The organism is [Phormidium] sp. LEGE 05292, from assembly GCF_015207735.1.
Lineage (GTDB): Bacteria > Cyanobacteriota > Cyanobacteriia > Cyanobacteriales > Aerosakkonemataceae > Floridanema.
The window spans coordinates 88,115-107,135 of record NZ_JADEWG010000001.1 but is presented as its reverse complement, the minus strand read 5'-3'; the positions used below and the strand labels follow the sequence as shown (position 1 = coordinate 107,135).

17 protein-coding genes are annotated in these 19,021 nt (G+C 40.8%); 11 read left to right on the top strand and 6 right to left on the bottom strand.

The features are described from left to right. Window positions 1-138: 138 nt before the first annotated feature. Entirely contained in the window at window positions 139-2,691 is a 2,553-nt protein-coding gene (locus IQ264_RS00395; protein WP_193977476.1) for a sigma 54-interacting transcriptional regulator, read from the bottom strand. Between the two features lie 364 nt (window positions 2,692-3,055). Between IQ264_RS00395 and IQ264_RS00390 the strand changes: the two genes are divergently transcribed. The 4 genes from IQ264_RS00390 (at window position 3,056) to IQ264_RS00375 (ending at window position 6,262) form a co-directional block, all read left to right on the top strand. After that, entirely contained in the window at window positions 3,056-4,078 is a 1,023-nt protein-coding gene (locus tag IQ264_RS00390) for a M23 family metallopeptidase (protein ID WP_193977474.1), read from the top strand. A 31-nt stretch (window positions 4,079-4,109) separates the two neighbouring features. Then, a complete protein-coding gene (locus IQ264_RS00385; RefSeq protein ID WP_193977472.1) occupies window positions 4,110-4,688 on the top strand; it encodes a thylakoid membrane photosystem I accumulation factor in 579 nt (192 codons plus the stop codon). Between the two features lie 283 nt (window positions 4,689-4,971). Then, window positions 4,972-5,580, top strand: coding sequence for a hypothetical protein (locus IQ264_RS00380; RefSeq protein ID WP_193977470.1), 609 nt, complete (start codon window positions 4,972-4,974; stop codon window positions 5,578-5,580). 307 nt (window positions 5,581-5,887) lie between these two features. Beyond that, on the top strand, window positions 5,888-6,262 hold the full coding sequence (locus IQ264_RS00375; protein WP_193977468.1) for a hypothetical protein: 375 nt from the start codon (window positions 5,888-5,890) through the stop codon (window positions 6,260-6,262). 118 nt (window positions 6,263-6,380) lie between these two features. On the opposite strand, the gene IQ264_RS00370 is transcribed toward IQ264_RS00375, so the two are convergent. Then, entirely contained in the window at window positions 6,381-7,334 is a 954-nt protein-coding gene (locus tag IQ264_RS00370) for a CPBP family intramembrane glutamic endopeptidase (RefSeq protein ID WP_193977466.1), read from the bottom strand. A 99-nt stretch (window positions 7,335-7,433) separates the two neighbouring features. Between IQ264_RS00370 and IQ264_RS00365 the strand changes: the two genes are divergently transcribed. Continuing rightward, on the top strand, window positions 7,434-7,763 hold the full coding sequence (locus IQ264_RS00365) for a hypothetical protein (RefSeq protein WP_193977464.1): 330 nt from the start codon (window positions 7,434-7,436) through the stop codon (window positions 7,761-7,763). 93 nt (window positions 7,764-7,856) lie between these two features. On the opposite strand, the gene IQ264_RS00360 is transcribed toward IQ264_RS00365, so the two are convergent. The 3 genes from IQ264_RS00360 to bchM all read right to left on the bottom strand — a co-directional run bounded on the left by IQ264_RS00360 (window position 7,857) and on the right by bchM (window position 9,830). Beyond that, on the bottom strand, window positions 7,857-8,480 hold the full coding sequence (locus IQ264_RS00360; RefSeq protein ID WP_193977462.1) for a hypothetical protein: 624 nt from the start codon (window positions 8,478-8,480) through the stop codon (window positions 7,857-7,859). Between the two features lie 54 nt (window positions 8,481-8,534). Next, the gene (locus IQ264_RS00355; RefSeq protein WP_193977460.1) at window positions 8,535-8,912 is read right to left on the bottom strand and encodes a DUF423 domain-containing protein; all 378 of its coding nucleotides are present in this window, start codon (window positions 8,910-8,912) and stop codon (window positions 8,535-8,537) included. Between the two features lie 225 nt (window positions 8,913-9,137). Beyond that, complete coding sequence (gene bchM / locus IQ264_RS00350) at window positions 9,138-9,830, bottom strand: magnesium protoporphyrin IX methyltransferase (protein ID WP_193977458.1); 693 nt, start codon at window positions 9,828-9,830, stop codon at window positions 9,138-9,140. Window positions 9,831-9,947: 117 nt separating this feature from the next. Here bchM and IQ264_RS00345 point away from each other — a divergent pair, with 117 nt between their 5' ends. Next, the gene (locus IQ264_RS00345) at window positions 9,948-10,796 is read left to right on the top strand and encodes a GNAT family N-acetyltransferase (RefSeq protein WP_193977456.1); all 849 of its coding nucleotides are present in this window, start codon (window positions 9,948-9,950) and stop codon (window positions 10,794-10,796) included. Here IQ264_RS00345 and nagA read toward each other — a convergent pair. Next, on the bottom strand, window positions 10,788-11,987 hold the full coding sequence (gene nagA / locus IQ264_RS00340; RefSeq protein ID WP_228061183.1) for an N-acetylglucosamine-6-phosphate deacetylase: 1,200 nt from the start codon (window positions 11,985-11,987) through the stop codon (window positions 10,788-10,790). The two genes, IQ264_RS00345 and nagA, sit on opposite strands and share 9 nt — an antisense overlap. A gap of 49 nt (window positions 11,988-12,036) precedes the next feature. Between nagA and purE the strand changes: the two genes are divergently transcribed. The 5 genes from purE (at window position 12,037) to IQ264_RS00315 (ending at window position 18,972) form a co-directional block, all read left to right on the top strand. Then, window positions 12,037-12,564 (top strand): 5-(carboxyamino)imidazole ribonucleotide mutase, encoded by a 528-nt coding sequence (gene purE, locus IQ264_RS00335; RefSeq protein ID WP_193977454.1) that lies wholly within the window; start codon window positions 12,037-12,039, stop codon window positions 12,562-12,564. 289 nt (window positions 12,565-12,853) lie between these two features. Then, complete coding sequence (amt, locus tag IQ264_RS00330; RefSeq protein ID WP_193977453.1) at window positions 12,854-14,641, top strand: ammonium transporter; 1,788 nt, start codon at window positions 12,854-12,856, stop codon at window positions 14,639-14,641. Between the two features lie 261 nt (window positions 14,642-14,902). After that, on the top strand, window positions 14,903-16,519 hold the full coding sequence (gene amt, locus IQ264_RS00325) for an ammonium transporter (protein WP_322744557.1): 1,617 nt from the start codon (window positions 14,903-14,905) through the stop codon (window positions 16,517-16,519). Window positions 16,520-16,603: 84 nt separating this feature from the next. Beyond that, entirely contained in the window at window positions 16,604-17,599 is a 996-nt protein-coding gene (locus tag IQ264_RS00320; RefSeq protein ID WP_193977451.1) for an SGNH/GDSL hydrolase family protein, read from the top strand. A gap of 167 nt (window positions 17,600-17,766) precedes the next feature. Further along, on the top strand, window positions 17,767-18,972 hold the full coding sequence (locus IQ264_RS00315) for a 4-hydroxy-3-methylbut-2-enyl diphosphate reductase (RefSeq protein ID WP_193977449.1): 1,206 nt from the start codon (window positions 17,767-17,769) through the stop codon (window positions 18,970-18,972). The last annotated feature ends 49 nt before the right edge of the window (window positions 18,973-19,021 follow it).

Here is a 19,021-nt window from a genome sequence, read left to right as displayed (position 1 = left end):
TTAATACGATCGCACTCTCTACCTGAAACCTAGATCCCCCCTAGCCCCCCTTTTTAAGAAGGGAACTTAATTTACTTGTTCCCAGGTTCAACCTGGGAAAGAAAAATAGAGGCTCTGCCTCAAGGTGTAAAATCTGATTTAATTAACAATAATCACCCATAACCCTACACACAAAACAATAGTTGCTAGATGTTGAGGCAACAAACCTCTAAAAGATTGACGGGCAATTTTTTGGGTTAATATTACCGAACAAATTACCGAAAATATCAACGTCACTCCTTGTAAAAATGCGATCACAGCCGGGTGAGCAACTATTATTGGTAAACCTTCACCATGCAAACCAAAAGTTGCTAAACTCACGGGTAAAATGCGTCCTGCTTCACCTAAACCTAAACGCAAATAATGAGCTAAATTTCCTCCTAAAACTAGCGGTAAATAACCATAAGCCAACTCTACAAAAGAGCGGGGTTTAATAAAATTGTGCGTTCTAGTTACATTGAACCAAATCATCAACCTGATCCATCCATAAGCAACAAATGTAATTGTTACTGGCAGGAGTAATGCTGCTAAAGAAAACCCTAAATGAGGCCAAAATTGAGTTAAATTCAAATTCCATCCCAACCAAGAATTGATTTCTGGTAAACGATGCAGAAAAACCCCACCTAATAACAACATTAGCAACGCTACTTCGTAGCTGTGAGGAGTGTGAGTTGTCCAAAGTTCAATTCCGGGAGGACGCAAATTTAATTCTACCGATCGATGCGGACAAGCTTTTAAACAAGTCATGCACAAAACACAATCTTTGTTATCTTCTAATTGTGCCGGATGGGAATATAAAGGACAACCATTTGTCGCTAAACCTTCTCCTTTTTGCGGCCCACCTTTATAACATTGGTAAGTGGTACATTCAGCCGAACAAGTTCCCTGTTGCGCTCGTAATTCAGTCATCGAAAGTTTAGCAAATAAGCCATTCATTCCCCCGATCGGACAAAGATAGCGACACCAAAATCTTCGCTCAAAAATAGTAGAAAATATCATGGCTCCGGCAGTAATTAATAACAGTAAGCAAGCCGAAAGATAAGCGGTATTTTCTAAATTCCAGAGTTCTTCCCAAAGGAAAATTAAGGCAAATAAGCCAAATAAAAACCAACCTCCCCATTTTTCTGCTGACTGTCTAGGCCAACGTTTCAGTTGTCTAGGCCATAACCATAAAGATAATTTTTGGGTAATTTCTCCATAAATCATGAAGGGACAAACCGCGCACCACAAGCGTCCGACAAAGGGAAACCCAATTAAAATTAAAGGCCACCACCAAGCCCAAAATAAGTTTAAAGCAAAGTTTTCTTGACGATTTTGGGGAGCCAGAAATAAGACAGCAACAACAAAGGCGAAAAAGCTAAAAGTGAACCAATAATTTATTCTATCCGGCCACCAAGGACTACGCAAAAATTGCCTTAACCAAGGATAGGCATTTAAGAGATTAACCCGAAATACTTTCTTTTTAGTTTGGACTGACCAAAAAACTTCTTCTGTTAATAGTTTAGTGCCGGGGGATTGGACGATCGCTCTTTGCACCAAACTCTCTAATTCCCGCAAATTTCCTGGAAAATCATAAGATTGTAACCTGCGTAAAGCCTCCTCTGTAATCTGCGGTTTGGCAACCCCTTTAGCCCGACAAAATAACCGCATATAGTATTCTAATTGGTCACTAATATCAGCTTTTCTGACTCGCAAAGGAGGAACTTTGATTAGATGCTTGACTAAGCGATCGATACTAGGTAATGTCCTTTCCGAAATCATGATAATTTTAGCCTGACACTCAATTTCTAAAGCGGCAGTTTCTAATTCTTGGACACCTACAGGCGTGAAAGTTTTAGTTTCCAGTAAATGAGCAATTTTTGGTACTAATTCTTCGGGAAGTTCTTGGATATTGTTCAGCAATAAAGTTCCTGTTCCTAGCCATTCAATTAATCCCGGTTTACCGCCAGCACGACCAAACAAATCTGCACCGCTGGCTTGCAAAGTGCTACAATCTAACTTAATCATTGGTTCCCTTCTGTGATCGGAACCAAAATGAATTAAAGCGGCAAGGTTATCTTTTTCTAAACCAGGTTCTCCAAAAATTAAAACCGAATCCATATCATTAGTTGCTTGTTTAATTTGTTGGCGCAACCTTTCCGCATAGCGGCTTTTTCCCACAACCCCACGTTTGGCTTTGGTGACTAAATAAGGGCGTAAAATTGTTTGACGTTCTTGTTCATAAGTTAACTGCGAAGAAAGCTGCACCAATTCCATCGCTAACTTTTGCGTAAAAGCTTGGCTAATTTCGGGATATGCAGCGACTAACTCCTGAAACTTATTAGCAGGAATAAACCATAACTGACATTCACTCAAAGCTATAACAGTTCTTTGAGTTAACTGCCCAAATAATAGTTCTTGTAAATGAATTATAGCCCCAGGAAGTAAACTAATCATCCAAACCGAACCAGTTTGATTAATGCGATCGCCCTCTAGCCTCCCCTGTTTTAAAATATAAAGACCATCAGGTATAGTATTTTCTTGTACCAAACGAGTCTGCGCCGGAACTACCTTTTCTTCTAAAACTTCCCCAATTGCTGCCAACGCATTTTCAGATAACACACCTAACTCTGTGCGTTCCTCCAACCAAACCACTCTCTCTGGATAACTCATGAATTCTACTCCCAGCAAAGTTTTTTAATCTAATGCCAAACCTATAAAACAACTATGTCTCAGCAAATAATTGACCTTTGGGTTCCCCTAACACTTTTAAGTCTCATCATTCTAGCGGCAATTTTTTTTAGTCGCAGTAGTTAAAGACAAGACCAGTATTTATCGATTTACATGATGAACAGGATTAATTAAGAATTTGCTGAAGTTGATGGATTTACATGATGAACAAGATTAATTAAGAAGGTTGGTAAATTTTTAAATCTTGGTCAAACTTTCTCCCTAACTCAAAATTCTCCCAGTCCCCAGTCGATGGCGGTCCCGTAGGACAGGCATCTTGCCTGTCATCCCCAATCCCCAAAAATCCATGAAAAAAACTTTTTTAGCTATAGCAACTTTGGTTTTTCTCCTCACAGTTATTCTTGCCATAAATAAACAATCAAATATAACTTCAGCCCAATCAGCAGGAAACAGTTTTAAACTTGGCTTGCCGATTAATTGTACATTAGGCAAAGACTGTTTTATCATGCACTATCTAGACCGTGACCCTAGTCCCGCAGCAATAGATTTTGCTTGTGGTCAACTTACCTACGACACTCATAATGGCACAGATTTTGCGATTCCAGACGAACGGGCGATGGCAAAAGGTGTAGCAGTGAAAGCAGTTGCTTCCGGGAAAGTCTTACGAATACGCGACGGAGTTCCCGACATTCGGGTAGCAGACCAAACAGACAAAAGCAGAGTTCAAGGTATAGAATGCGGTAACGGTGTAGTTATCGATCATGGTAACGGCTGGCAAAGTCAGTATTGTCATCTTCGCCAAGGTAGTGTTGTCGTCAAACCAAATACATCAGTGGCATCGGGTGCCGTTTTAGGTATGGTGGGAGAATCGGGTTTAGCTTCTTTTCCCCACGTCCATTTAACAGTTCGCTATCAGGATAAAGTTGTAGACCCTTTTGTTGGTACTGGCAGTTCTCAAGGTTGTAACGTGGCGCGTCAACCTTTGTGGCAAAAACCTTTAGAATATGTTCCTACAGGTTTGATTCGTGCAGGTTTTGCTAGCAAACAACCAGAAATGGCAGAAATTTGGCAAGGACAGTTGGCAGAAACTACTTTAGCTAAAAATAATCCGGCATTGTTGTTTTGGGTGCAAGCTTTTGGAGTGCGTCAGGGAGATGAAGAACAGTTTCGCCTGATAGCACCTGATGGTAAAACTGTAATTAACAGTAAGCAACCGCTAAAATCCACTCATCGTGTGTGGTTGAGTTACGTTGGCAAGAAAAACTCTGCCAGTCAACCTTTAGTTCCCGGCGTTTGGCGTGGAGAGTATCGCCTGGTAAGAGGTAATAAGGTGTTAATTGAAAGCATCAGAGAAGTGCAGTTGCGCTGAGATAATAAAAGCGTAAGGATTCTGAGTAACAATGAGTATCGCTACTTTTCTCAATTCTGGACGACGACTGTTTAGCTGGCTAATCTTGGTAGTAGCTACCCTCAGTTGCCTATTTCTCTTCGGAACACCCTCAGCCCTAGCGGGTATGAACAATGATAACTATGATGGCAATATTTTCGTCCTTTATGGCGGAAATGGTTCTTTAGTACCACCAAAGGTAACGTTAGCAGAGTCCTTAAAACGAGATAAGCCGACTCTGTTAGTGTATTACGCCGACGATAGTAAAGATTGTAAGCAATATGCGATCGTTGTTTCCCAACTACAAGCATTTTACGGTCGAGCCGCAGACTTTATCCCCGTCAGCGTCGATTCCATCCCCATTAAATCCAACTACGCACCCACAGAAGTTGGTTATTATTACAAAGATTTTGTTCCCCAAGTCGTATTACTTGACAAGTCAGGTAAACAAGTAATTAACGAAAAAGGACAAGTACCCTTTGAAAAAATCGATGATGCCTTTCGGGAACTGTTTAACTTGCTACCTCGTACCGAGTCTAAGGAGTTAAAACCAAGAGCTTTCAACGAGTTCAACAGCGAGTTAGCCAATTGATATCATGTCCGGTTGATTAGACATAATGTAGAGACGTTATATATAACGTCTCTACAAGATTTTGGGTTGAGGATAGTACCCACATTCCGCACCCAAAACTGTCACAAGGGAGATGACGGGAGGAATGGCTCATGGCAAGCAATCCCTGGAACGCTGCTTCAAATTCGTCAAGTCAATGTGTCAACCCTGTAAAAAACCAAATTTCCAAATTATTAGTAAAGGATAACCAAAAAATATTGGTTCAGAGGTTAAACTTGCTTTAAACCAACTGAATGGTGTTCTCATGACAAAGGTTTACACCACCCAGGATCTAATAACAATTTTGGAGCACGAGCGTCAAGCCTGTCTCACTGGACAGCGCCTTAGCTTGAGTGCGAAACCTTCGGGAAATCCTTTAATAGACAGATTTTTGAAATCGGAGGGAGTACAAAAGTTTACAGCTTATCAAGATTTTAAAGCTACTATTCATCATTACCAAAGACAACATGAAGTTTCTGGGATTGTTTGGCGCGAGATTGTCATTCATGGCAAGTCTTTGCGCTTTCCAGAAGTTGATTCTCACTTAATTGCTTTACCAAGCGATGTGGAGATTTTAAAAGCTGCTAAATCCTCCATACTGAAATTTTGGCATGAGGTAACATCCGCTATGGATTTTTATCTGAGTGTCAATCATGGTAAAGACTATCGTGCGATCGCTCCCGCTGATGTGAGTAGAATCGCATATAGAACAGAATGGGCTAATCTTTACAAGTGGGAAAAGTCAGACTTTCTGGAAATTCTCTTGCAGTTGGGATGGGGAAACCCAGAGGAAGCTGCTTACAAACGAGGATGGCCTACTTCCGGTAGTGAGTATATCCATGCCGTAAAACCCGGTCATCGTCCAATTTGTTAATGTCAGGACTTACGCATTATTTTTGCGTAAGTCCTAATGTTTCATCCTTCTGTATGGTTATCTTATACAAACTTCACGATACATATTTATTTTTAAGAAATCTATACCTTTAGACTGCGAAATTGCTCATCCATAATTGTTACTCTAAATATAGAAGCTAGCTAGAAAAAAGTATTTGTTAAGTGTGGTGAGAGTGAAAAAGCTACAGATGTAAGGATGTTTCGTGAAACGTTTCTACATCTGAAGTAAACCATATTGATTTGTAGCACAAATAAATTCAACCAATATCACACCAGAGAAACAAGCTATGCAAACGATCGCCAAAATTGCTTCCGTTTTGGGAATATCCGCTTTGCTTGCGGGGATGCCTCTTGTTGCCAATGCACAAGTCGAACCTAGATCCAGAATCCAAATCGACCCTACAGTTGTTGAGGATTTGGAAATTAACCAATACAACTTCAACCAATTTAGTCAAGTTGAGGTTACTTTAGGTCTTTATCAACCAGCTTATGGCGCTGTTGCCTACAGAACTCAAACTTTTCCTATAGGTATTGGTGGCCCAGATTTAGAAGAAACTTTGCCAGATGCTTATCTTGTCAAATTAGGCGAAGGGCAAGTAGTAACAGAACCAAATCACAGGCAAGGGGACAATTTTATTCAATTACAATTGTTAAGATTTTGAAGGAAAAGTTAGTGCAGGGAGGCAGAAGTAACCGCTCGGTTGAAATCAGGTAAAAAGCTGAATTAAGAGTAAAGTCTTTTATTCCTTATACTTTCTGCTTTCTTGCATTGGGAACCTGCTAAATTGGTTGCTGGGGTTTCCTTTTAATTTTTGGTTCCGGTCTTTTAGTTGTTTCATTATCTTGTTTATTTTTTGGCTTTTTCTGCAAGAGAATCCTATAGAATATGAGCGATGCGATCGCATAACTTACTAAAGTGTAGAAGGGATTTAATGTATACTCAAAAACTGCATAACCTGGTAAAGCAGAATTAGTTGGATTAACTAACAAAACAGTAAATAAATTATTGGCTGCATGAACTCCTAAAGCTAGTTCTAAACTATTATCTTTAACAGTAATAATGGCTAAGAAAAAAGATAATCCCAAGTAAAAAAGAGCTAAGATAGAAAAATTTGCTGTTACTTCGGGATTTCCGAAATGGAGAAGGGCAAATATTAATGAAGAAAACAAAACCGGAATCCAGGATAGACGAGTAATTAAGCCAACTGCCTGCATTAAATACCCCCTAAAGAAAAGCTCTTCAACACTAGTTTGAATCGGGGTAAATATTAACGCTATAGGGAGAAATATTAAAAAATTAGTTTGGTTATAACTAAACTCATAACTCTGAGGAAATAGTGCATACTCGATCGCACAAGCAATACTTAAAAGAATCAACCATAGCAAAAATCCTTGGATAATTCTGAAAATATTCACTTTATTTCTCGGAGTAATTAAACTAATAAATTGTCGCTGATGTATAAATCTAATTGCAATATACAAAGCAACGATGAAAGCAATAAAAGTAAAATTAGTTACTATATAATTAAATAATAAATCTATCTCCTCAACTTGATTGAATTGAGAGTTAAACTTTGTCGGCTCGTCACTATCGTAAAATACTAAAAGAATCAAAGCTAAAGTAGGTATATTACCAATCACTAACCAAGAAATTAAAATCAACGATATTCCTGACAGGTAACGCCACCATTGGTTTTTGCCACGACGCGCCAAAAATAAATATCTATCTGCCATATTTTATACAAGTATGCGTTACAAAAAAAATATCATAAGTAATAATCTTTTTCTACTGTCTATAATAAGATTGACGCAGGATTATTTATGTGCTAAAAAATGAAAATTAATCCGGCTCTGATACTTTACCGACTAGCTAATGCGACGGGATGGGGAATTTCACTCATTTTATTACTGAGTTCGCCCATATTAGCGAATACTATTCCTCAGCAGGTAACTAACGGTTTATACCGTTCAAGTTCTGAAGATTTCTTTCAACAAGGAAAGCGCCAATTTGAAACAGAAATCCAAATATTAATGCGACAACTGCTGAGCGAACCAAAATCACTATTAAATATTAGTGATGAAGTTCAAATAAAAGAGGAAGAATTTCTAGAAACCCTTAATTTTTCCCTAGATAAACCAGTTACTAAAAAAGAGCGGAGGTAATTTTATGTCTAACGCAATAATGGTAATTTTACCCTACAAATATGAAAAAACTTGGGTTTTTCATAAATTTAGGTAACTACTCAAAAACAATGGTTAATCTTTCAGTTCATCTCCCTTAATTAAAGCTTCTAATAAACGTTTCTTTTGATCTGTATCTACTAATGCTTCTAAAGTAGTTGGTATTCCCAAAGTTGTAATTACTCCCTGAGTGCTAATGGTAAAACTATTAATTAACCATTGATTTTCCCGCCTAATAATTTGCACTTTTATTGTAGCTGATGCGTTTTCAAAATCTGCTTCTGCAACATAATTACCTAAAGTGATTTTGCCAAATTTATGACTACCCTTCGGATATAGTTCTTTGCTTCCTTCTGCGGAAGTTTGCCATCCTCCCACCGCACCTTTATAAGATTCTAATTTACCCAGTTGACGACAAAAATTAACGATTTTTTCTGCTTCTTCTAAATGGGATAATTCTAAAAGTTGTGGTGTAGCTTTTTCGTAAAGCTTTTGAAAATTCCAATCACTGACGGTTTCTAGAATTGCTGCATTCACATAATCTTGTGCTTCCTCGTTTACCTCCAATGCTTGAGGCAGAGATTTAAGATATCTCGGTAAAAAAATAAACACAGCAACAACTATTCCCAACACGGTTACTGCAATTAAAGCAATTAAAATTAAGAAAATTCCACCCGAAATCATTAAGAGTTCTTTCATGACACCCCCCTCTAATTAAACATGATAGGGGAAAATAATAATGCTAATGGCTGACTACTTCAATGCCCAAGCAGCGATCGCCAGACAACTCCATCCTACTATAAAAGCTGCACCCCCAAGGGGCGTAATTGCGCCTAGCCACCCGATCCCGGTTAAACTCAAAGCGTACAAGCTACCAGAAAAAATTATGACACCCGCAATAAATGCCCACCCAGATGTTACCAGAAACGGTGTGGGTTTTTCAATTTGGGTTAACAACAACCCCACCAAGACCAAAGCCAAAGCGTGATACATTTGGTAACGAGCGCCTACTTCAAAGATTGCGATCGCTCTTTCTGTAAGTTTTTCCTTCAAAGCGTGGGAAGCAAAAGCGCCAGCAGCTACAGACACAGCGCCAAAAATTGCCCCAAACATGAGAAAAATTCGCATCATAATTTTTACTAACTAAGAAACGACTGAAGTCGTTACAACAGACCTGTTCAAACTTGTTCGTTGTAAGGACTTTAGTCCTTCTATTCTGGCAAAAAAACGACTAAATTCGTTACAACAGACCTGTTCAAACTTGTTCGTTGTAAGGACTTTAGTCCTTCTATTCTGGCAAAGAAACGACTAAATTCGTTACAACAAACTTAAATAAGAAATTTTACTTACAATTCCTTAAGCTGACTTACGAGTAGCTTCTAGGATGCGAGAAAAGTAAAAACGAGTCTTAGTCATCGCTTTTCTTTCGATGGAAAATCCGCAACTTTCCAAAATTTTCACAATATCAACTTCCCGGTGCAAATAAGCGCGTGTGGTTTTGCTTGGCCCAGGAAAAAAGCTACCAATTTTCTTCAACAAACTTAGACAAGGAGTTTTTGGTGCAAAGCTAATTATTAAGCGTGATTCTGATAAAGAACTGAGATGATTAATCATATCAGCCGCTTTTTCTTGAGGATAATGAATTAAAACATCTAGACAAATTACTGTGTGATATTTGCCGCTTAATGATTCCAAATCCTGAACAGCTAAGGTGAGATTATGATTATTTCCGAGAACTTCTTGTGCTCTATCTTTAGCTTCTCCCACCATTTTTTCCGAAATATCGCTAGCATAAACTTTAGCGCCAGCTTGTGCTAAGGGAATGCTGAGACTACCCACACCACAACCAGCATCGCAGATGGATAAATCTGCTAAATTATCATCTGCTTTTAGCCAGCTAATTACTGTATCTACAGTTTGTTGGTGTCCGTTGCGAATGTCCAGTTGGACTTTGTTAACTTCGCCGTCGCCGTAAATGCGTCGCCATCTGTCAAAGCCAGTAGAATTAAAGTAGTCCTGAACAATAGTTTTGTCGTCAGCTGCGTTCATGAATTTGGGTTTGCCTAACAAGTTGCCAGGAATCAATTTAGCATAATTATGGTAAGCAAAAACAAGAATATAAAATTTTCGTTAACAGTTAATTGCAAATAGGTAGGTTTTATCGCCATGCTGAACAGCAACCAATTTAAAATTCGTCCGATGACTCTTGCTGATTTAGAATTATCCTTAGAATGGGCAGCAACAGAAGGTTGGAACCCTGGAATTTACGATGCAGAAGCATTTTATGCAACTGATCCTGGTGGCTTTTTAATGGGTGAAATTAATGGCGAACCAATTAGTAGCATTTCGGCTGTTAGGTATGATGACAAATTTGGTTTTATTGGATTGTATATTGTTCAACCTAATTGGCGAGGTCAAGGTTTCGGTTTACAAACTTGGAACGCAGGTTTAAAATTATTAGGCGATCGCAATATTGCTCTTGATGGAGTTTTAGCACAAGTCGAAAATTATCGTAAATTTGGTTTTCAGCTAGCTTATCGTCATGTACGTTACGCAGGTTTGGGAATGACTACAGAGATTAACAAAAGTCTTGTATTGTTATCGGATGTAGGAATGGAAAAACTATTGAATTACGATCGCCAATACTTCCCCACTCCCCGTCCTCAATTCCTGCAAAAATGGATTAACCAACCGGAAAATGCTGCTTACGGATTCTTAAAAAATGACAATTTATCTGGTTATGGAGTCTTGAGAAAATGCCGCAATGGTTTTAAAATTGGGCCTTTATTTGCTGAAGATTCAGAAATAGCAGAGTCGCTGTTTCTAGCTTTGATTAACCATGCCCAAAATCAACCAATTTTTCTCGATACACCTGATGCTAATTCCCAGGCTATTTACTTAGCGCAAAAGTATAGTATGCAGCCAGTATTTGAATGCGTGAGAATGTACACTCGTGGCATACCTGAGTTTGATATTACACGAGTTTTTGGCGTGACAACTTTAGAGTTAGGTTAAGAGTCTTTCCCAACTTAAGAGAGTTTCATTAGTTTCTAGTAATTGACTTGTTTGCCAACGTAATAATTGATAGACAGATTGCCCAATTATACCTTTAATTCCCATTGCTTTGCGAGGAGAAACGGTGGCTAATGCGATCGCTTTTTCTCGATCGCAAATTCCCCACTTTACCAAATTTTGTACTCCAGATAATAACGGTAAAGTAGTCCCAGCCAAAGTACCATCTGGTAACTTAGCAGTACTATTTTTTACTTCAATTTCTCTGACATCCCAAGGATAAACACCATCAGGTAAACCTAAAGGAGAAAGTGCGTCACTAACTAAAAAAATGCCCTTTTCATAATGACTTGCACTGAGTAATATTTGCATCATGGGTACAGAAACGTGCTGTCCATCAGCAATTAAACCACATCTTACATTAGAATCAATAATTGCTGCCCCTAATAATCCTGGTTCACGATGATGTAAACTTGGCATAGCATTAAAAGCGTGAGTCACCATTGACGCACCCAATTTAAAAGCCTTTTCTGCTTGATTAAAAGTCGCTTGGGAATGTCCTAAACTGACAGTAATTCCCAAATCTTGTAAATAAGGAATTACTTCATCATTTGGATCTAATTCTGGTGCTAAAGTAATCAGTTTTACAACATTTGCATAGTTGCCCAAAACTCGTTTTACATTGTCGATCGTTAAAGGCAAAAGATACTCAGCCGGATGGGCTCCGCGTTTTTCGGGATTTAAAAATGGCCCTTCTAAATGAACACCCAAAACTTTTGCTGTTGGTTTAGTTTCAGACTGGGAACTAACAAAATCAGCAAAAATTGCTAAACTACGGTGAAAATTTTCAATAGAAGTAGTTACCAAAGTTGGTAAAAAGCTATCAATTCCTTGATGCCAAAGAAAATCACAAATTATCGGAAGTTTGTCGCAATTATCTAAATTTAATTCGGGAAATGGTAAACCAAGCGCCCCATTAATTTGTAAGTCAACTCCACCTAGAGAAACCCAGTCACCCGCAACATCTATAATATGTTTTTTTGCTGCTGAATTTTGGGAATTAACAACACCCATTTGCTGAATTTTGGTAATTTTGCCTTGGGAGTCGGTCAAGATTTTTTGTAACCCTTTGTACCCTGGAAATCTAACGTTAGCGATCTGCACCGGAAAAATCATTTGTTCTGTTTGCTGCATCCTCTGTCAGAATAACTAATGACCTTTTGACCTGTCGAACTTTTGTAAAATGACCAATAACCAACCATTAGTTGGTATTATCATGGGCAGCGATTCTGATTTACCTACTATGCAGGGAGCGATCGCCATTTGTGAAGAATTTGGCGTAAACTGTGAAGTTGCCATCGTCTCCGCCCATCGCACCCCCGAACGTATGGTAAATTATGCCCAAACAGCAGCCCAGCGTGGCCTAAAAATTATTATCGCTGGTGCTGGTGGCGCTGCTCACTTGCCCGGAATGGTAGCCTCCTTAACTCCTTTGCCAGTAATTGGTGTACCCGTAGCCAGTCGCCATCTCCAAGGTGTTGACTCGCTTTATTCCATTGTGCAAATGCCTGCCGGAATTCCTGTAGCAACCGTTGCTATTGGCAACGCCATCAATGCTGGACTCTTAGCAGTGCAAATTCTAGCAACTTACGATCCTGAATTGCAAGAAAAAGTAGTAGAATACCGCCAAAATCTCTCACAATCAGTATATAACAAGCAAACAAAGCTAGATGCTGTTGGTTACAAGCAATATTTGCCCGAAACACATTAAGCGATCGGACAGTTTTGTTAGCTGGGGGATTTTTCAGTCTCCTTGTCTCCTTGTCCCCGTGTTTCCTTAATTACCGCTTACTCTTTTGAGAAATTGTATGAATTGTTACAGAATAATTAAACAAAAAGTTTGACGATAGTCAGATTTGAAACCTAAAGCGCATAGTTGTCCTAAGTGTAAAAGGGGAAAAACATATCTAAAACGGTTCTCCTTCAAGTTACAATCACCAAACAATTAGTCAAACAAAGCTGAGACATTTTACACATCGAAAAAGAATAGTGCGGTAATCATGCCTAAATTAGTCCTCAGAAAAAAGAGGTCGAGAGCAAAAGCTAGAAGACCATTTGCACATAGACTGCTCGACCAAGTATTAAGTGTAAAATTTTTGCAGAAATTGCCAGCGAGAGTGAAGAGATTGTCTCCTAGTTGGCAAGCTTGTATTCCTTTAGCTCTAATGATTTTGTTGTCGTGGGGTTACATGGCGATCGCACAAGATGCCACACCCACCACTACACCTTTACAGCCAGGAGTTGTACAAGAAGCTACACCAACTCCATCACCAATAGAAGGCACAACTACACCAGATGGCACAGCCACTCCATCGCCTGTACTCGCACCTGTAACTGTACCAGCTACACCTGCTGACTCAGCAGTAGTTAGCCCAGCTGTACCTGCGGCTGGCCCAACAACTGCTGAGTTAAAAATAGCGTTGGATACAGTCTGGGTAGTAATCGCCGCCTTTTTAGTCTTCTTCATGAACGCTGGCTTCTGTATGTTAGAAACTGGCTTTTGTCGGGAGAAAAACGCGGTTAACGTTTTAGCGAAAAACCTAATTGTATTTGCTCTTTCCACCGTTGCATTTTGGGCAATTGGTTTTAGCTTGATGTTTGCTGACGGCAACGACTTCATCGGTGGACTAGGAGGAATGTTCCTCAACGGACAAGATAACAGTCCTGCCACAGGAGACGCTTACAAAGGCATTTTCGGTGCTTTGAACTGGACAGGTGTACCTTTAGAAGCCAAGTTTTTGTTCCAATTAGTATTTGCCGGAACCGCAGCCACTATTGTTTCTGGGGCTGTGGCGGAAAGAATTAAATTCCTTGACTTCTTAATCTTTAGCGTTTTACTCGTTGGTATTGCTTACCCGATTACTGGGCACTGGATTTGGGGCGGTGGCTGGTTAGCAGACATGGGGTTTTTTGACTTTGCTGGCTCTACTGTAGTTCACTCCGTTGGGGGCTGGGCAGCACTGATGGGCGCAGCATTTTTGGGGCCACGTATTGGCAGATATCAAAGTGGCGGAACTGTGGCTTTACCCGGTCACAATATGAGTATTGCCACCTTGGGTTGCTTAATTCTTTGGTTGGGTTGGTTTGGATTTAACCCAGGTTCGACAATGGCTGCTGATGGTAGAGCGATCGCACACATCGCCCTCACCACCAACATGGCTGGTGCCGTCGGTGGAATTGCAGCTACTATTACCGCTTGGCTTTACCTTGGTAAACCAGACCTATCCATGATCATCAACGGCATCTTGGCTGGCTTAGTTGGCATCACAGCCTCCTGCGCCTACGTCAACATGGGTAGCGCCTTCATTATCGGCTTAGTGGCTGGAGTGATTGTTGTATTTGCAGTTACCTTCTTCGATAGCTTAAAAATAGATGACCCAGTAGGTGCAACCTCAGTTCACTTAGTTTGCGGGATTTGGGGTACATTAGCTGTTGGTCTATTTGCTGTTGGCCCTGGTGGTTATCCCTGGATGGTTGACCTGGCGGGTAAACCAATTGGCCCACACGGATTGTTTATGGGTGGCGGTTTCACCACACTCTGGCCTCAAATCGTCGGCATTCTTTCCGTCGGAGGCATCACCGTTCTGATCAGTTCCATCTTTTGGTTAGCACTCAAATCCACTTTGGGCATTCGTGTATCTCCAGAAGAAGAAATCGTTGGTTTGGATATTGGGGAACACGGAATGGAAGGCTACAGCGGCTTTGTCAAAGAAGCTAGCCCTTCCACTTTGGGAGGTAAATCAGGAGGAATTTCTAATAGTTCTGGTGGCATAACTAGTAAATTTTAGTTAATGCTTGACTAATTGCAGCAAATATATTCATTAGTTTGTCAATAATCTTCCCGTCATAAGTTCAGGAAAATTTCTGAAAATATGCGGGACTTTATGTTTAAAATTTAGGTTTTTTACTATAATTCACTAAAGTTACAAACAGAAAAGATTAGAAAAATTAAATTATTTTGTTTGCAAAAACACAGAAACCATATACTTATAATTCGTTCAATTAACATTGCTGTAAAATCTTTGGTTGGTAATAGAAGGAAAAGGTAAGTGTTGAAAAAATTTATTCTTCCTTTCATAATTTCGGCTCTGGTATTAGTTGGGCCAACGGCAATCCAATCCTTGGCGCAATCACCATCTCCGAGTCCGACAGTCTCACCGGAAGCATCTCCTACGTTAGTTTCTCCGAGTCCGACAGTCTCGCCAGAAGCATCTCCGACGTTAGTCTCTCCGAGTCCGACAGTTTCGCCAGAAGCATCTCCTACATTAGTCTCTCCGAGTCCGACACCGGGAGCAGTTTCCCCCCCGGCACCAGAGTCACCTTTACCAGATGCCTCTCGTCAGGAAGCTACCACACCAGCCACAAATGAAGCATCGAAAATCGATACTGGGGATAGTGCCTGGATGTTAATTTCTTCAGCATTAGTGTTGTTGATGACACCAGGATTAGCCTTTTTCTATGGGGGGTTGGTGCGATCGCGCAACGTCCTCAACACCATGATGATGAGCTTGATCCTAATGGCAGTTGTTGGTGTCACCTGGATTTTGTGGGGTTACAGCCTCGCTTTTGCACCCAACGAACTGGCACCAGGAGCCAATCCTCCTTACATTATGAATCCCATTTTAGGCAGCTTGAAATGGGCATTTATGAATGGTGTTGCCTTCGATCAACCAGATCCCGTTGGCTACGCACCCACCATTCCCCATCAACTATTCATGGTTTACCAGATGATGTTCGCCATCATCACCCCAGCCCTAATTTCTGGGGCAATTGTGGAACGGGTAAGTTTTAAAGCTTACTTCTGGTTCATTCTCCTTTGGTCTACCTTTATTTATTCTCCCTTAGCTCACTGGGTTTGGGGCAAAGGTTGGATCGGTACTTTGGGAGCCTTAGACTTTGCCGGAGGAACCGTCGTACACATCAGTTCCGGTGTCTCTGCCGTAGTCGCTGCTTGGATTTTAGGCCCCAGGAAAACTTACCCCACCCAACCCGCAGCCCCTCACAACGTCCCTTATGTTCTACTGGGAATTGGTTTGCTGTGGTTTGGCTGGATGGGTTTCAACGGTGGTAGTGCTTTAGGTGCAGGCCCATTAGCAACTGTAGCTTTTGTAGCTACTACGGTAGCCACTGCTGCCGGGGGTCTAACTTGGACTATTGTGGAATGGGTATTAAGAGGCAAACCCACCGCGATTGGCATCGCTAGCGGTTTCCTCGCTGGATTAGTAGGTGTAACTCCCGCCGCAGGTTTCGTGACTCCCTTGGGGGCAATTTTAATAGGTTCGATCACTGCTTTCTGTTGTTTTTGGGCTGTTAGCTTGCGGGCGAAGTTACAATTCGACGATTCTTTAGATACTTACCCGATTCACGGCGTAGGCGGGACTATAGGCGCGATTCTCACGGGTTTCTTTGCGACTAAGGCAGTTAACAGCGCGGGAAGTGATGGGTTACTATATGGCAATCCCGGATTAGTCATTACCCAATTAGTTGGTGTGATAGCTACCTATATCTTTGCTGCTGTTGGGACACTAATTATCTTGAAGCTTTTGGGATTGGTGATGCCACTGCGGGTAAAACCATTGACAGAAGACCAAGGTTTAGATATCAACGAACATGGCGAAGAAGCTTATGGAGAAGAGTTTGCTTCCGGGTTGAGTCTGGGCGAGTAATTTATACCGTTTTGGATTTTAGATTTGTTCTATTCTGAACGAAACAGAAAAATCTAAAATCTAAAATCTAAAATTTAAAATCGAATGACCGATCGCACTCTCAAATCAGAACCAAAAACATTAACATCCAAACGGGTATTACATTCGCTCAAGAATTACCCGACTTGGGCTTTGCTGTCTCTCGCTGTTAATGCTTTACTGATACTGGTGGTTGGCTGGCTACTACGTGATAGTTGGTGGCCAGTTGATTATCAGATTAGTACTTCACCTGCAAGAGAAAGTCTGTTGTCAGAAGATTTTTCTGCCACTCCTGGATTAGGTAAAAGACACCAACTGTCATATCAAAAGTGGATGACTATTTTGCAGCAGGAAGCAGAAGTAGCAGCTAAAAAACAGCCAACACATTTAAATGTTTTGTTGGGTGATTCCTTGAGTTTATGGTTTCCGCCAGATTTGTTACCCACAGACCAAAATTGGTTGAATCAAGGAATTTCTGGGGAAGATTCTCTTGGTTTATGGCGGAGGTTGGGGTTGTTCGATCGCACTCAACCAGAAAGAATCTACATCATGATTGGGATTAATGATTTGATTCGGGGAGTAGACGATCGGACTTTGTTAAGAAATTACCGCAAGATTCTGCGACGATTGCGGCGAGTTCATCCCCAAACCCAAATTGTCGTCCAGTCGATTTTACCTCATGGTGGAGAAGAGGCAACTTGGGAAGGGCGCGATCGCTTAAAGGCTATTCCCATCAGTCGCATTCAACAGCTTAACCAACAAATAGCTGCGATCGCCCAAGAAGAAGAAGTAAAATTTTTAGATCTATATCCTTTATTTACAAATGCTCAAGGTCATCTTCGCGCCGATTTAACCACTGATGGATTACATCTTAACCGTCAAGGTTATCTAGTTTGGCGATCGGCTTTGCAAATGTACTCTCAGTTAGTTTTGGGAGAGCAGGGGAGCAGGGGAGCAGGAGAGCAGGGGAGCAGGGGAGCACAGGAGCACAGGAGCACAGGAGCACAGGAGCACAGGAGCACAGGAGCACAGGAGCACAGGAGCAGGGGAGAAAATTATTGAAAACTTATCCTATTCCCTTTCCCCTTTCTTCCCTTCTGCCTTCTGCCTTTCTTCCCTTCTGCCCTCTGCCTTCTGCCTTCTGCCTTCTTAAAATCACATGACAATTGTGCCAATTTCCCGGTAGTCTGAAAACATCTGCACTTGGACTTTTCAGACAAGGGACAAAAATGGATACAAAAGCTTTTAAACGTTCACTGCAACAATCAGAAAACTACCATCGTAAAGGATTCGGTCATCAAGAAGAAGTCGCTGGAGTTCTGAAATCCGAGTATGAAAGCAGTCTGATTCAGCAAATCCGCGAAAATAACTATACCCTGGAACGGGGAGATGTCACCATCCGACTAGCAGAGGCGTTTGGCTTTTGCTGGGGTGTGGAACGTGCGGTGGCAATGGCTTATGAAACTCGTCAGCATTTCCCCACAGAACGAATTTGGATTACTAATGAAATTATCCACAATCCTTCTGTGAATCACAGATTGCGGGAAATGCAAGTAGAATTTATTCCTGTAGAACAGGGTAACAAAGATTTTTCTGGCGTTGGTATGGGTGATGTGGTAATTTTACCCGCTTTCGGTGCCAGCGTCCAAGAAATGCAATTGCTTTCCGAAAAAAAATGCACAATTGTTGATACTACCTGTCCTTGGGTGTCGAAAGTTTGGAACACTGTCGAAAAGCACAAGAAAAAGAGCTACACCTCAATTATTCACGGCAAATATAACCACGAAGAGACGATCGCCACGAGTTCTTTTGCTGATAAATATTTGATTGTCTTGAATATGGCACAAGCCGAATATGTAGCGAATTATATTCTCAATGGTGGCAACCGTGAGGAATTTTTAGTTAAATTCAGCCGTGCTTGTTCTCAAGGTTTCGATCCGGATGTAGATTTAGTACATATCGGTATTGCCAACCAAACAACCATGCTCAAAAGTGAAACCGAGCAAATTGGTAAATTGTTTGAACATACGATGATGAAAAAGTATGGGCCCGATCGGTTAAACGAGCATTTCCAAAGCTTCAATACGATCTGCGATGCCACACAAGAACGCCAAGATGCCATGTTCCAATTAGTCGATGAAAAATTGGATTTAATGGTAGTAATTGGCGGGTATAATTCTTCCAACACTACGCATTTACAAGAAATAGCGATCGAGCGGAAAATTCCCTCTTATCATATCGATTGTGCTGAGAGAATCGGCCCTGGAAATCGCATCGAACATAAAATTTTACACGGCGATTTAGAAGTAGTAGAAAATTGGCTACCTGCTGGCAAAATTGTCGTAGGAATTACCTCTGGTGCTTCTACACCGGATAAAGTTGTAGAAGATGCGATCGAAAAAATCTTCCAGTTAAAAGCCGCTGTAGCAGTTTAAAAGTTTAATAATTTTGGCTCTCTTGTACTCATGGCGATCGGTAAAGCTA

Excerpts from the sequence above, each read along its gene's own strand:
- IQ264_RS00395 (WP_193977476.1), bottom strand. The coding sequence starts at position 2,691 with ATGAGTTATCCAGAGAGAGTGGTTTGGTTGGAGGAACGCACAGAGTTA.
- IQ264_RS00390 (WP_193977474.1), top strand. The coding sequence starts at position 3,056 with ATGAAAAAAACTTTTTTAGCTATAGCAACTTTGGTTTTTCTCCTCACA.
- IQ264_RS00385 (WP_193977472.1), top strand. The coding sequence starts at position 4,110 with ATGAGTATCGCTACTTTTCTCAATTCTGGACGACGACTGTTTAGCTGG.
- IQ264_RS00380 (WP_193977470.1), top strand. The coding sequence starts at position 4,972 with ATGACAAAGGTTTACACCACCCAGGATCTAATAACAATTTTGGAGCAC.
- IQ264_RS00375 (WP_193977468.1), top strand. The coding sequence starts at position 5,888 with ATGCAAACGATCGCCAAAATTGCTTCCGTTTTGGGAATATCCGCTTTG.
- IQ264_RS00370 (WP_193977466.1), bottom strand. The coding sequence starts at position 7,334 with ATGGCAGATAGATATTTATTTTTGGCGCGTCGTGGCAAAAACCAATGG.
- IQ264_RS00365 (WP_193977464.1), top strand. The coding sequence starts at position 7,434 with ATGAAAATTAATCCGGCTCTGATACTTTACCGACTAGCTAATGCGACG.
- IQ264_RS00360 (WP_193977462.1), bottom strand. The coding sequence starts at position 8,480 with ATGAAAGAACTCTTAATGATTTCGGGTGGAATTTTCTTAATTTTAATT.
- IQ264_RS00355 (WP_193977460.1), bottom strand. The coding sequence starts at position 8,912 with ATGATGCGAATTTTTCTCATGTTTGGGGCAATTTTTGGCGCTGTGTCT.
- bchM (WP_193977458.1), bottom strand. The coding sequence starts at position 9,830 with ATGAACGCAGCTGACGACAAAACTATTGTTCAGGACTACTTTAATTCT.
- IQ264_RS00345 (WP_193977456.1), top strand. The coding sequence starts at position 9,948 with ATGCTGAACAGCAACCAATTTAAAATTCGTCCGATGACTCTTGCTGAT.
- nagA (WP_228061183.1), bottom strand. The coding sequence starts at position 11,987 with ATGCAGCAAACAGAACAAATGATTTTTCCGGTGCAGATCGCTAACGTT.
- purE (WP_193977454.1), top strand. The coding sequence starts at position 12,037 with ATGACCAATAACCAACCATTAGTTGGTATTATCATGGGCAGCGATTCT.
- amt (WP_193977453.1), top strand. The coding sequence starts at position 12,854 with ATGCCTAAATTAGTCCTCAGAAAAAAGAGGTCGAGAGCAAAAGCTAGA.
- IQ264_RS00320 (WP_193977451.1), top strand. The coding sequence starts at position 16,604 with ATGACCGATCGCACTCTCAAATCAGAACCAAAAACATTAACATCCAAA.
- IQ264_RS00315 (WP_193977449.1), top strand. The coding sequence starts at position 17,767 with ATGGATACAAAAGCTTTTAAACGTTCACTGCAACAATCAGAAAACTAC.